This window comes from Reichenbachiella ulvae (assembly GCF_025833875.1).
Taxonomy (GTDB): domain Bacteria; phylum Bacteroidota; class Bacteroidia; order Cytophagales; family Cyclobacteriaceae; genus Reichenbachiella; species Reichenbachiella ulvae.
The window spans coordinates 3,864,404-3,877,615 of record NZ_JAOYOD010000001.1 but is presented as its reverse complement, the minus strand read 5'-3'; the positions used below and the strand labels follow the sequence as shown (position 1 = coordinate 3,877,615).

At 41.7% G+C, this 13,212-nt stretch carries 11 protein-coding genes and 1 tRNA gene; 8 read left to right on the top strand and 4 right to left on the bottom strand.

Annotated elements, in window-relative coordinates:
* Positions 1-12 precede the first annotated feature (12 nt).
* The 6 genes from N7U62_RS15645 to hemH all read left to right on the top strand — a co-directional run bounded on the left by N7U62_RS15645 (position 13) and on the right by hemH (position 8,480).
* The gene (locus N7U62_RS15645; RefSeq protein ID WP_264138942.1) at positions 13-660 is read left to right on the top strand and encodes an MBL fold metallo-hydrolase; all 648 of its coding nucleotides are present in this window, start codon (positions 13-15) and stop codon (positions 658-660) included.
* Positions 657-1,343 (top strand): CDP-diacylglycerol--serine O-phosphatidyltransferase, encoded by a 687-nt coding sequence (gene pssA, locus N7U62_RS15640; protein ID WP_264138941.1) that lies wholly within the window; start codon positions 657-659, stop codon positions 1,341-1,343. The genes N7U62_RS15645 and pssA overlap by 4 nt, the downstream gene beginning before the upstream one ends.
* 62 nt (positions 1,344-1,405) lie before the next feature.
* Entirely contained in the window at positions 1,406-4,759 is a 3,354-nt protein-coding gene (porU, locus tag N7U62_RS15635) for a type IX secretion system sortase PorU (protein WP_264138939.1), read from the top strand.
* Positions 4,760-4,771: 12 nt separating this feature from the next.
* Positions 4,772-5,986 carry a type IX secretion system outer membrane channel protein PorV gene (gene porV, locus N7U62_RS15630; RefSeq protein WP_264138938.1) on the top strand — a complete coding sequence of 405 codons (1,215 nt, stop codon included), beginning with the start codon at positions 4,772-4,774 and terminating at the stop codon, positions 5,984-5,986.
* A 4-nt stretch (positions 5,987-5,990) separates the two neighbouring features.
* A complete protein-coding gene (locus tag N7U62_RS15625) occupies positions 5,991-7,259 on the top strand; it encodes a M16 family metallopeptidase (RefSeq protein WP_264138937.1) in 1,269 nt (422 codons plus the stop codon).
* Positions 7,260-7,475: 216 nt separating this feature from the next.
* Positions 7,476-8,480, top strand: coding sequence for a ferrochelatase (gene hemH, locus N7U62_RS15620; RefSeq protein ID WP_264138936.1), 1,005 nt, complete (start codon positions 7,476-7,478; stop codon positions 8,478-8,480).
* Here hemH and N7U62_RS15615 read toward each other — a convergent pair.
* Positions 8,474-9,607 (bottom strand): cysteine desulfurase family protein, encoded by a 1,134-nt coding sequence (locus tag N7U62_RS15615; RefSeq protein WP_264138935.1) that lies wholly within the window; start codon positions 9,605-9,607, stop codon positions 8,474-8,476. The genes hemH and N7U62_RS15615 overlap by 7 nt on opposite strands.
* Before the next feature lie 195 nt (positions 9,608-9,802).
* Between N7U62_RS15615 and N7U62_RS15610 the strand changes: the two genes are divergently transcribed.
* Together N7U62_RS15610 and N7U62_RS15605 are read left to right on the top strand one after the other, a co-directional pair.
* Positions 9,803-10,183 carry a response regulator gene (locus N7U62_RS15610; protein ID WP_264138934.1) on the top strand — a complete coding sequence of 127 codons (381 nt, stop codon included), beginning with the start codon at positions 9,803-9,805 and terminating at the stop codon, positions 10,181-10,183.
* A gap of 220 nt (positions 10,184-10,403) precedes the next feature.
* Positions 10,404-10,952 (top strand): hypothetical protein, encoded by a 549-nt coding sequence (locus tag N7U62_RS15605; protein WP_264138933.1) that lies wholly within the window; start codon positions 10,404-10,406, stop codon positions 10,950-10,952.
* Between the two features lie 98 nt (positions 10,953-11,050).
* Here N7U62_RS15605 and N7U62_RS15600 read toward each other — a convergent pair.
* From N7U62_RS15600 to N7U62_RS15590, 3 genes are all read right to left on the bottom strand, one after another.
* A tRNA-Val gene (locus tag N7U62_RS15600) sits at positions 11,051-11,125 on the bottom strand.
* A 100-nt stretch (positions 11,126-11,225) separates the two neighbouring features.
* The gene (locus N7U62_RS15595) at positions 11,226-11,882 is read right to left on the bottom strand and encodes a DUF2461 domain-containing protein (RefSeq protein ID WP_264138931.1); all 657 of its coding nucleotides are present in this window, start codon (positions 11,880-11,882) and stop codon (positions 11,226-11,228) included.
* Positions 11,873-13,147, bottom strand: coding sequence for a UDP-N-acetylmuramoyl-tripeptide--D-alanyl-D-alanine ligase (locus N7U62_RS15590; protein ID WP_264138930.1), 1,275 nt, complete (start codon positions 13,145-13,147; stop codon positions 11,873-11,875). Before N7U62_RS15590 ends, N7U62_RS15595 begins: the two co-directional genes overlap by 10 nt.
* Positions 13,148-13,212 lie beyond the last annotated feature (65 nt).

Here is a 13,212-nt window from a genome sequence, read left to right as displayed (position 1 = left end):
TAGTTAATTCTTATGATCCAGATACACAATTTCGTCTTCAATCCTTTTTATGAAAATACTTATGTGCTCTATGATGAGACCAAAGAAGCCATCATTATAGATCCGGGTTGCTATGAAGATACAGAGCGCAATGAGCTTTCAGATTTTATTGAGTCAGAAGGTCTGAAGGTGACGCATCTGATTAATACGCATTGTCATGTGGATCATGTATTGGGCAATGCCTATGTGATGAAAAAGTATGACGTGGGCCTTCAAACGCATCCAGAAGATGAGGCGACTTTGAGATCAGTCGAAGTGTATGCCCCTGCTTATGGATTTACAGATTATAGAACTACTTCTGCAACCAGTTTTATCAATGAGGGGGATAAAATTAGCTTCGGGAATACGGTGCTGGATGTGTATTTCACCCCTGGACATGCTCCAGGCCACATTGTTTTGGTCAACGAGGAGCAAAATATCTGTATAGGAGGAGATGTATTGTTTGATGGTAGCGTGGGAAGAACGGATTTACCAGGAGGAGATTTTGATATTCTGATGAAAAGCATCAAAGAAAAGCTATTTGTTTTCTCAGATGAAATGACGGTTTATCCAGGTCATGGGCCTTCTACAACTATAGGAAAGGAAAAAGCAACCAACCCATTCTGCGGAGAACAGTCATGAGTATTAGAAACTTCATTCCTAATGGGCTCACTTGCCTGAATCTACTTTTCGGTTGTGTGGCATTGATTGCCATTTTTGACGGTCGATATGACGAAGCGATCTATTATGTGATCTTATCTGGTGTAGCGGACTTTTTTGATGGTTTTGCAGCTCGCATGCTCAAGGCCACTTCTAACATTGGGAAAGATTTAGATTCATTGGCTGACTTGGTTTCGTTTGGTGTGGTTCCGGCCTTTGTTATGTTTAAGATGATAGAGGCTCATTCCTCTTCTTCTTACATGCCTTATTTGGGCCTGGGGATTGCTATCTTCTCAGCACTTCGATTGGCCAAATTCAACAATGACGAAAGGCAAAGTGATACCTTCTACGGATTGCCTGTCCCAGCCAATGCACTATTGATATGTGCATTGCCCTTTCTGGCTAAAGAACCCTTTTTTGTAGATCTTTTAAGTAAAGATTGGGTGCTAGTCGCGATTTCGATACTTATGTCTTTTCTATTGGTTTCGGATGTCAAATTGCTGGCATTGAAATTTGCCAACTTTGGATGGAAAGGTAATGAAGCGAGATATCTGGTCATGGTCATTTCACTAATAGCCATTGCGACATTTCAGGTCATCGCATTACCATTCGTAATTCTTTTTTATTTTGTAGCCTCTATTTTTACCAATATGCTGTCAAACTAGTATGGGTCTGCTCAATAATGAAATGGCCTGAGCGTCTGAAATTTGTCATTTCTAAACATCTATTGAAAAAGCATCTTACATATTCAGGTTTAGTCCTACTGTTTTTTAGTTTGTGGTTCCCTACTGCAAGTGCTCAATCTGTATTGTCAAGTGGCAGTTGGTATAAGGTGGCTATAATAGAAGAGGGGATTTATAAAGTAGATGCTGGGGTTTTAAAGAAACTGGGAATCAATAGAAAGGACATCGATCCTCGTAACCTCGCTATCTATGGCAATGCTTACAACGGGATGTTATCGCAATCCAATAGCGCCGAAAGGCCGCAGGATTTGATAGAAAACGCCAGACAAGGGGTGGGCTTTGAAGACGGTGTTTTCGACAAAGAGGATTATTTCTTATTCTATGGGAAGCCTGCATATGGTCTTAGTTTTGATGCGGATACCAAGGATTTTGCTTACCAGAATAATATCTACAGTGATTCGGCTTTTTATTTCATTACCATCAAAGATGAACCTGCGCTCAATCTAGAATCTAGCTCGACAGGAAACTCTACAGGTCAATGGCAAGAAAGTTATTTGAGACTGCAGGTGCATGAGTTAGAAGAAACCAATGTTTTAGAAACCGGTAGGGATTGGTTCGGTGAGCGGGTCAGTGCATTATATTCTGATGTCAATATCAATTTTGATTCAGAAGGGTTGATTGCGGGTCCCTTGAAGCTTTATGTTTCAGTAGCTTCTCAGGCGACTGTTGGGTCTCAGTTTTCTTTTTCAATTGGAGGACAAAGTTTTGGTGAAACGCGATTGACTGCAGTTTCGGGAGAAACCTATGATACATGGGTTGATGTCAAGGCGGACACCTTGCAATTAGATAATTATTCGGGGGCCAATTTCAATATGTTGGTGAAATTTTCTCTTGATGAGGGGACGGCCAGGGGGTATGTAGATTATGTCAATTTGGTAAGCCGGCATGCCTTGAATTTGAACCATCGATTGCTTTCTGTTTATGTGGAGGAGACGGGAGGTTTGAAAATCGAAGGGCCAGGAGCCTCTGCACAGGCCTGGGATGTGTCCAGTCCAACACGTCCAAAACAGAAAGTGATCAATGCAACTCAGCAGAGCATGACTTTTGGTGTACAAGAGGGCCAGCATATTATTGCCTTTGACAATCGTCATATTCAATCTCCCATTTCAAAAGAAAGAATCCGAAATCAGAACTTGAGAGCAATGCCGTCAGCTGATGTTCTGTATATCACGCATCCATCATTTCTTTACCCCACACAGAGATTGGCGGAGCATCGCCTTCAGCATGATGGCTTAAAAACCGAAGTGGTCACGATAGATCAGATCTACAACGAGTTTTCTTCAGGCCGTCAGGACGTGGTAGCCATTCGTGATTTCATACGACATCATTACGTTTCCACTGGGCAATTAAAATATGTCACATTGGTAGGCGACTGTTCTTACGATTACAAAAAATATACTCGGAACCATAAAAATTTTGTACCGGTCTATGAGGCGAGAAATTCTGTTCATAGGCTTTACAGTTATTCTTCAGAAGATTTTTATGGTTTCATGGAAGAGGATGAAGGAGAGTGGATAGAAAATAGTCAGGGGGATCATACTTTAGATATTGGTGTGGGTAGAATTCCAGTTGCCAGTTATGAGGAGGCGATGGATTATGTAAATAAGGTCATTCGCTATGAGACGAGTAGCTTTTCCTTTGGCCCATGGAAAAATAAGGTTGTCTACTTTGCTGACGATGGAGATTTCAACATCCATCAGAGAGACGCAGATCGACTGTCAGCCATAGTAGATACGGCGAGCCAGGAGTTCAATGTTCGCAAAGTCTTTTTAGATCAGTTTGAGCAGGAGGGAGAAATTGGATTTCAAACATCTCCCAGGGCTTCTCAGGCTTTGATTGATGCTTTAGAAAAGGGAAGCTTTTTGGTGAATTACACAGGTCATGGCAATGAATTTGTTTTGGCCGATGAGGATGTGCTGACCGAAGAGATGATCGATCAATTGACGAATAGAAACCAGTTGCCCTTTTTTGTCACTGCGACTTGCCAGTTTGGTAAGTATGATGACCCTGCTTTGGTTTCTGGTGGCGAAAAAATGCTTTTGAGTCCTCAAGGCGGTGCTATTGCCTTACTGACCTCTACGCGTGCAGTAGTCGCCTCTAGCAATTACACAATCAATCGTTCATTTTATGAAGCTTTCACCAAAAAAGAAAGTGGCCAGTATCGTAGGCTCGGTGATATCATGATGGAAACGAAGAACAATAGTTTGGTCGGCCCAAAAAACAGAAATTATGCATTGTTAGGAGATGCAAGCATGCGTTTGGCATTTCCTTCTTCTCAAGTTCGATTGACTTCAATCAACGACAAATCAATTGATCAATTGGATACATTGTCTGCGTTGGGTGTTTACACGATTTCTGGTCAGATCGAAAATGATGGCATATTGGAATCAAGTTTTAAAGGAACAGTGAAGATTAGTATATATGATGAGCCGGCAAGCTATCAGACACTTGGTGATGAATCTGTGGCATCAGAATATGAACAAAGAGATATCCTGTTGTTTCAGGGTGAGGCGAGTGTAGAGAATGGTTTGTTTTCAACTGAAGTGATTCTTTCTCGAGATATGGAGCTCACTTATGGTAAAGGGAAAATTAATTTCTATGCCTTGAATGATTCTTCGAATTGGGATGCAGCAGGTTCTTTTACCGAAGTGATCGTAGGCGGACTGGCTAGCGTTGATTCAGACAACAGTCCCCCACTGGCAACTATATATTTCGATGATGTAGATTATCAGGAAGGAGATCGTTTGGGAAGAAATCCTCTACTGCTGGTTAGACTCAAAGATGAAAGTGGTATCAACGTTTCCAAACTCAATAATCAAGGAATAACTGCTTCATTAGATGGTTCAGACCCTTTTGATTTGAATGACTTTTATTTTGGCTCTGTTGATGACTATCAAGAGGGTTGGGTCATGTTCCCTTTTAGCTCTTTGGATAAAGGAGAACACGAATTAGTGCTGACAGCTTATGACAACCATGGTAATGAGGTAGTACAAAGTGCCCGGTTTGTGGTCAGTGATCACAAGTCATTAGAAATTTCAGAGTTCATAAATTATCCTAATCCAATGCAGGATATAACTACTTTTAGTTTTTCGCATGATAGGGCGGGTGAAGATTTGGATATATCACTCAGCATTACCAATTTACAGGGCCAACTAATTCTTCATGAGCAGTTTGAAGTATACAATGCCTCAAACCCAGTCGATGATATTCATTGGAACGGAAAGGATCTTAGTGGCAATAAAGTCAAAAAAGGAATCTATATTTATAAATTGATTATACAAAGCCGGATAGATGGTGCCTCGACTAGCATTTCTCGCAAACTGGTTATAAGTGATTAATCCTCAACAACAATGAATACTACAGGGATCAAAGGAATTTTAGGGCTTCTTGCACTGCTCTTTATTGTTAACTCTGGACTGATGGCTCAGTCTGGCACTTTAAATGGTCAAGACAGTTTACGTCGGGTTATAACAACAGCTGTTCCATTTATTAGTTTTGCACCAGACTCACGTGCATCAGGCATGGGTGATGTAGGGGTTGCAACCTCTGCAGATGCTAACAGCGTGCATTGGAACAATGGTAAACTGGCCTTTATCGATAGTAAGTTTGGTGCTTCTATTTCATACTCCCCGTGGCTGGCAACCATTACCAATGACATGGCGCTATATTATCTTTCAGGATATTATAAAATTGACCGTGTACAAACAGTCGCAGTTTCAATGCGCTATTTCGATCTGGGTAGTATTCAATTGACAGATGATACAGGGGGGCTTTTGGGAGTTGATAATCCTAGAGAAGGGGCTGTGGATGCAACCTATTCAAGAAAATTAAGTGAGAATTTAGGGATAGGTGTGACAGCACGATATATATGGTCTAATATTATAGGAAGTGTGTCAGGCATCAGTCAAAAAGGAACCAGTGTGGCAGTGGATGTCGGTACCTACTATAACAAGGATCTACATTTAGGTAGAACCAATGCCAATTTGGCATTGGGGGCACATGTTTCGAATATCGGTCAAAAGGTTACTTACAGTACGGATGATTTTAAAGATTTTATTCCTATCAACCTGAGGTTAGGAGCTGCATTGAAACTGGAATTGGATCCGGTGAACACGCTGACTTTCGCAGTTGATTTCAACAAATTAATGGTGCCTACTCCTCCAATTTATGAATTGGATGCTGATGGAAATCCTGTCTATCAAAATGGAAAAAGAGTTATTGTTAGAGGTAAAGATCCAGATAGAAATTTGATTTCAGGAATGTTTGGTTCATTTTCGGATGCACCTGATGGCTTTTCTGAAGAGATGGCAGAAATTATGATATCTGCGGGTACCGAATATTGGTACAGGGATTTATTTGCCGCACGAGCAGGATATTTTTACGAAGCAGAATCAAAAGGAGGAAGAAAGTATTTTACCTTAGGTGTAGGTTTCCGTTATCAAAAGTTCGGAGTGGATTTCTCTTATTTGATTCCAGGAGAGCAAGATCATCCTTTGGCAGAGACTATCCGTTTCTCCCTATTATTTGATTTTGCCAAGGGAGATACAGGAGAAGACTTGAATTAATTTCATGCTAGATAGGACCATAGCCCCACCAGCCGGGGAGATTATTTATGCTCCACTTCAGGAGGCTCAAACAAAACAATTAAATAACGGAATTCAACTCTTTACACTGGATGCTGGTGTTCAGCCAGTATTCAAAGTAGAGGTTAAACTTGCCTCTGGTATTTGGTACGAGAGCAAACCAACAGTTTCCTGGTTTGCTGCCAAGATGCTGATGGAAGGCACTAAGAACCGAAGTGCCAAGGAAATTTCTGAGGCTTTTGATTCTTTAGGTGCTTTCGTGGAGATCAGCCCTGATTTTGATGACATTTCTATTTCTGTTTTTGGAGTCAATCGTACTTTTGATCAAGTTATCTCCTTACTCAATGAGATACTCACAGAGGCTACCTTTCCTCAAGAATCATTAGATACCCTACGGTCCATCAGGAAAGACCAAATTCAGGTCAATAACAAGAAAAATGATACGCTTGCCTCTAAAAAAATAAGAGAGGCACTTTTTGGACTTGACTATCCATACGGATCGGCGCAAACTGAAGAAGTGCTGGATGAAATTTCCAGACAGGATTTGCTGGATTTTTATGAAGGCTGGATGTTCAACAACCCACAAGTTTATTTGTCTGGAAACCTGGAATCTAAAATGATTCAAGGTTTGGAAAAAATGCTGGAGAATTGGTCGATGGCTGAGAGAAATGAAGGGTCGACCCTGCATCCATCAAGCCCCGAATCTAACATCTTTATTGAGCGTGCGGATAGTCTTCAAAGCTCCATCCGTTTGGCGATGAAAATCCCTGGCAAAGGAGATCAAGACTACTATGATTTTTTGATTGCCAATACTTTTTTAGGTGGCTACTTTGGTTCACGACTGATGAAAAACATTCGGGAAGAAAAGGGTTATACCTATGGCATTAGTTCCTATCCTGTACACCTTAAACATCAATCCTTTGGGGTGATTTCGACGGATGTAAAAGCAGAGTACACGCAATGCACCCTAGATGAAATTCAAAAAGAAATAGAGCTGCTTAGAACAGAAGGGCCGAGTGCTGAAGAAATTGAAACAGTTAGTAATTATCTGGCTGGAGCATTTCTTTCTTCTATTGACACTCCTTTTCAATTGATGAAGAGGTTTCAGCAAGTCAATGATTTTGGATTGGATTACAGCTATTACGAGCAATATTTCGAAGCATTAAAGTCTATTGATGCCAAAAGGATTCAAAAGGTAGTTGCTAATTATTTAGATCAGAATCAATTGTATTCTTCTATAGTAGGGAGATTCTAACTCTTTTCTTCAGTTTATTTTCGCATTTGCATCTCAACGCCTGATTTTGTCAGGATTTTAAAGAAAAATGGCAGGATTTTAAAGTCCACATAGGTTTACTTCGTTCCAGTCAAAGTAATAATTTTCAACATGCTGCTAGCTCCAGATTTAGACATTCTGGAGCTTTTTATTTTTTGGAGCTAAAACTATCGCTTTCAGCCTTTAGATTTGCCAACTATGAAAAAAGGCGTTCTTCTAGTCAATCTGGGTACACCGGATAGCCCGGGTACAGGCGATGTGCGAAAATATTTGCGGGAATTTCTCATGGATGGTCGAGTGATTGACATTCCCTATATTCCACGTTGGCTTTTGGTCAACCTGATTATCGCACCTTTTAGAGGTCCTAAGTCCGCCAAAGAGTACCAAAAGCTTTGGGAAGACCGTGGATCTCCGCTCAAATTTTATGGCGAAGATTTGCAAGCGGCTGTTCAGGATCAGCTAGGCTCAGAATACAAGGTGGTATTGGCTATGAGGTATCAGTCTCCTTCGATTGAAGCAGGTCTGCAAGAATTGAAGAGCGCCAAGGTCAATTCAATCAAAGTCATTCCGCTATTTCCGCAGTATGCCTCTGCCACTACAGGCTCGGTAATCGAAGAAGTAATGAGAAATGTAGGTCAGTGGCAAGTGATTCCTAAGCTCGAGATTGTGGATCAGTTTGTAGACAATGATTTGTTTCTTGACACTTTTGTAGAAAATGCTCAGGAGATGATGAAAGAACACGATTATGATCATTTCTTGTTTAGCTATCACGGATTGCCAGAAAGACAAATTTATAAAGCAGGCATTAGCAAGTGTCAACTTGGGTCATGCTGTGAGCATTATGGTGAAGCCAATAAATATTGCTACCGAGCTCAATGTTTTGAAACTACCCGATTGTTGGCCGATAGGCTGGGGTTGAAAAAGGAGCAGGTAACTACCGCCTTTCAGTCACGTTTGGGTAAGGATCCCTGGATTCAACCCTACACGGAGGATAAACTTAAGGAATTGGCTGAGCAAGGCCATAAGAAAGTATTGGCATTCTCTCCAGCCTTCGTGGCAGACTGCTTAGAGACTACTTTGGAAGTAGGAGAAACCTATCAGGAAGAATTCATCGAGGCGGGTGGCGAACGATGGGACTTAGTGCCGAGTCTGAATACCGAACAGAAATGGATAGAATGTGTGACGGAAATGTCCCGTCACTGATTGACGATTTCTGCTAAAGTATCCACGGCATAGCGGATTTCTTCTTCGGTCGTAAATTTCGAAAAGGAGAATCGAATGGCACCTCTGTTTGGGTCCGAATCGATGGCGTCTAATACATGAGAGCCGATGTTGGATCCGCTGGAACAAGCACTGCCACCAGAAACTGAAATCCCTTTGATATCCAAATTGAAAAGCAACATGTCATTTTCTTCTGATTCTGGGACTCCTACATTGATCACAGAATAAAGACTGTTTTCCAGATCAGCCGATTGTCCGTTGAATGAAACCCCTGTTACTTTCTCTTTTAATAATTCGATCATTAGCGACTTGAGCCCTTCGATATGCTTGCGGTTGTTATTCATGTCGCTGTAGCTTATTTCCAGAGCAGTGGCCAGCCCTACAATACCCGCGAGGTTCTCTGTGCCGCCGCGCATGTTTCTCTCCTGTGCACCTCCGTAGATGAAAGGATGGATTTTAGTTTCATTATTGATGTAAAGGAACCCTGATCCTTTCGGTCCATGAAATTTATGTGCTGCACCGACGATGAAGTCTGCCTTCAGTTCTTGCAGGTCATGCACATACTTACCCATCGCCTGAACGGTATCGCTATGGTAAGTGGCCTTATGCGCCTTGCACATCTCAGCTATGGTTTGAATGTCATTCAGGTTCCCCAGTTCATTGTTGGCATGCATCAGGGATACAAAAGCGTTTTTGTTTTCTTCTAGTAGATTTTCCAGATGCGCCATATCTATTTCACCATCCTCCAATAAGTCCACATAATAGAGGTCTAAGCCATCATTTTTGTCAAGAGCCTGAAGGGTGTGCAATACGGCATGGTGTTCGAGCCTGGAGGTGATAGCGACTTGTATTCCTTTGCTTTCTATGCTTGATCGTATGGCCGTGTTGTCTGCTTCTGTTCCTCCAGAGGTGAAAAAGATTTCGGCTGGAGAGGTGTTCAGTAGTTCGGCGACTTTTTTTCTGCTTCGTTCGACCACTGATCTGGCTTCCCTTCCATGTGAGTGGATAGAGGAGGGATTGCCAAATGTCTCGGTGAAGTAAGGCATCATGGCTTCTAGTACTTTTGGGTCAACGGGTGTAGTGGCAGAATTGTCGAGGTATACTTTCATGAAAAATAGCTAAAATATGTTTAACGTAATTCGAGGACAAAATGCTTAAAAATGGCGAATAAGCACATCTACTGCATTGTTTAGGAGAAACTCCTAATCCACGTTTTACACTACAAAAGTAAGGGGCAATTGCTATATATTCGCAGATAATTCTGTGATTAACTCTGTCCACCTGTAGTTGATTGAATGGTAAGAATGAATAAAGAAAACTACAGCTGCATTTGTATAGATGACGATAGGCTTTTCATGGAGATAATCAAGGGGGTGATCCGCCAGATTGACTACCTCGATTTGCAAGAATGTTATGGAAATCCCATGCATGCCCTGGTGGAAGTCGACCGAAATAAGCCTGATATTATATTCATAGATATAGATTTACCTGAAATCAATGGTTTCCAATTTGTAGAAGCATTGGATTACAGTCCAGTGGTGATATATGTCACTTCGCATTGGGAGCAGGAGGAAGAGGCTCTGACGAAAGGAGCTGATGGATTCATTACCAAACCCTTGAAAAGTGTTGAGCAACTCAGTGATGTACTTTTCAATGCCATTAACAATAAGCTTAGCATATCATAACAAACTGAAGATAATTAATCCCTAGATAAATCAGGCCCGAAGCAAATTTGGGTCTGGTTTTGACCTGGACTCTGCCTTGTTCATGATCAATGATTTATTGTTACCTACAGTTTATCATTGATTTGAGTCTTTTTGTTGGTTTTACTGTTCTAGCGAATTAGTAGTTTTGAGTCACTAGTGAACTTTCTGTTTTTAGAACCATTTCGAAATTCCTAAACTTATGAAACCAACTATCTTAATAGCTATTACAGGTTTGATTTTTCTCAGTTGTGAAAAAAATAAACATGTTGAGCCTTCTCTTAAGGAGCTATTGCAATCAAAAGCCTGGCAAGCGACTTCTTATCGCTTTGGAGAGAATGAATCTATAGGTGAGCTAAATGAAAGTTGCAACTCAATTAATTTTGGTGAAGAGGAGTGCAGAACCTGTGAACATACTTTGCTTGATTCATTGGAAGTAATATTTGAGGGGAATCTAGTGCATGTTAATTATTATTTCACTGCCTCAAGTTCTCAACTTGGAACCTTGTGTGCTGAGGTTTATCAAACCGATCCAGTAGAAAAGATCAAGAATGTATTTGGGCTTTATAGTTTGAACGGAATGACGCTGAACGCCAATTTCGGAGATCCTTTCAGTGCCGAAAAAAGTATATTTAAAGAACTCTATGAATTGCCATTTGATATCAATAGTTACTCCTATGATAAAGTAGAGTTAGGTGGTCAACTTTATTTCGAAGGAGAAAAGCTGGAGTATGAACTCATACTAGAGTAGTAAAAGACGGGTTGAGAATAGCATGTAGGATTAGTAACTCTCTAACAACAAGCAAAATTAGGGCATAAAAAAAGACAGCCAATTTTGACTGTCTTTTGTGGGCGCTGAGGGATTCGAACCCCCGACCCCCTCGGTGTAAACGAGGTGCTCTGAACCAGCTGAGCTAAGCGCCCGAGTGTGATTGTTTTCACTACTTTTTGCTCAAATCCGTTGATTTGGGAGTGCAAAAATAGAATCGAAATTGATTATTCCAAACCTTTCCCAAAAATATTTTCAATTAATTGCATCGTTTAAAAATTGGTTGAACGAAAAAGCCTCTTTATAGCTCTCCAGAGCCTTTTTTATAAAGTTTTCGCTGCAAGCATTTTTATCAGAATATTCTTCTAAAACGTAGTAGCTCTTGTATCGAAGTAGGTGAATGAAGGGATGATCTTTAGGGTATCCTTTAGGCGCAGTTTTTAATTGCTCCCCCTGAATCTCACCAAACCTTTCTTTGAATCCAGGAGCTTCGATGACTTTAACCAAATCCGCTGAATTGTAATCGATCTCCTGTCTAATCTTGGCTAGCATATCTGGCTGTGGCTTGTAGATTCCCCCACCGGTGAAGACATGGCCAGGAGCGACATGAAAGTAATAGCCTGTCCCCTCAGTTTTTCTGCCTGCAGCGCCCATCAGTGCTCCGAAATTGGTTTTGTAGGGTGTTTTGTCTTTACTGAAGCGGATGTCTCTGTTGATGCGGAAAATGCATTGCTTGGCTTCTACAGCTGTGAGCGAGGGATCAAAGGATGCTATCCCCTCTATCAGCTTCTGAACGATCTCCAGAATCTGAGCTCTGCAGCTCTCATATTCTTTTCGGTTTTCGTCGAACCACACTTTGTTATTATTTTCTTTTAGGCGTGTGAGAAAGTCCAGGCTGGGTTTTAGTTCCATATTTCGTTGCTTTTGACCAGGCGCTCCATTTGCATGCTACGGGATCCTTTGATCAATACGATCGACCCGGAGATCTTATCCTCTTTGAGGAATTCGATCAGCTGATCCACGTCTATCAGCACATTGACAAATTCAGAGGCCTTTTTGAATTCGTTTCCTACCAAATACAGGTTTTTGATCCCTAAGGTTTCGGCTTCCTCTACTATTTTGTTGTGCTCCTCTACTGCATACTCGCCCAACTCCTTCATTTCGCCTAGCATGGCAATCTTTTTCTCTCCCGACATCTGCGAGAGATTTTTCAGAGCGGCCTTCATTGAATCAGGGTTGGCATTGTAGGCATCCAAAATGACTGTGTTGGTACCGATCTCAATGATCTGCGAGCGATTGTTGGCCGGTTGGTACATGTCGATGGCATTGTAGGGATCGCCTACTTCGAAGTGCTGTGCGACTGTGATGGCCGCAGCGATGTTCATGTAGTTGTACTCCCCGACGATCTCGGTGCTGTGCTCATGGTCATCATTGTCCGCATAGTAGATATAAGGGCTCGCTTCGATCAGTTTGCAATCGTCATTGGGGAATTCCACATAGTGATGGAAACGCTTCGCCATGTTGACTAAGGCGGGGTCTAACTTATTGATGAATGGAGTCCCTCCGTGCATTCTCAGGTAGTCGAAGAGTTCGCTTTTGCCTCTTAGAATATTTTCTTTACCTCCGAACTCGCCGATATGGGCAGTCCCAATATTGGTGATCAAACCATGAGTAGGCTCAGCGATCTGGCATAGCAGAGCAATATCTCCCAGATGATTGGCCCCCATCTCGATGATGGCAAAATCACAATACTCATGAATATCTAGTATCGTAAGCGGGACACCTATATGGTTGTTGAGGTTGCCCTTGGTGTAGTGCACTTTGAACTTGTCGGATAGTGCACGAGCCATGAGTTCCTTGGTAGTTGTCTTGCCGTTAGATCCAGTGATGGCGAGAAAGGGGAACTTGAACTGTCGGCGGTGATGATTGGCCAATTTCTGTAAGGTGTCTAGCACATCATCTACCAACAGGTATCGCTCATCCTTCAGGAATTCAGGGTTGTCTATCACAGCAAAGCTGGCACCAGCAGCCAGGGCCTGATCGGCGTATAAGTTTCCGTCAAAGTTGTCGCCTTTGAGGGCAAAGAACATCTGGTTCGGAGAGATCGTTCGGGTGTCAGTATTTACACCAGTACTATCCTTGAATTTTTCGTATAAGTTGGCAATCGTATCTTCCAATCGTTTTGTCTTTTGAGGTCGTAAGGTAAAATTTATTTGGCCTTCATTCAACAAATAATTCAATC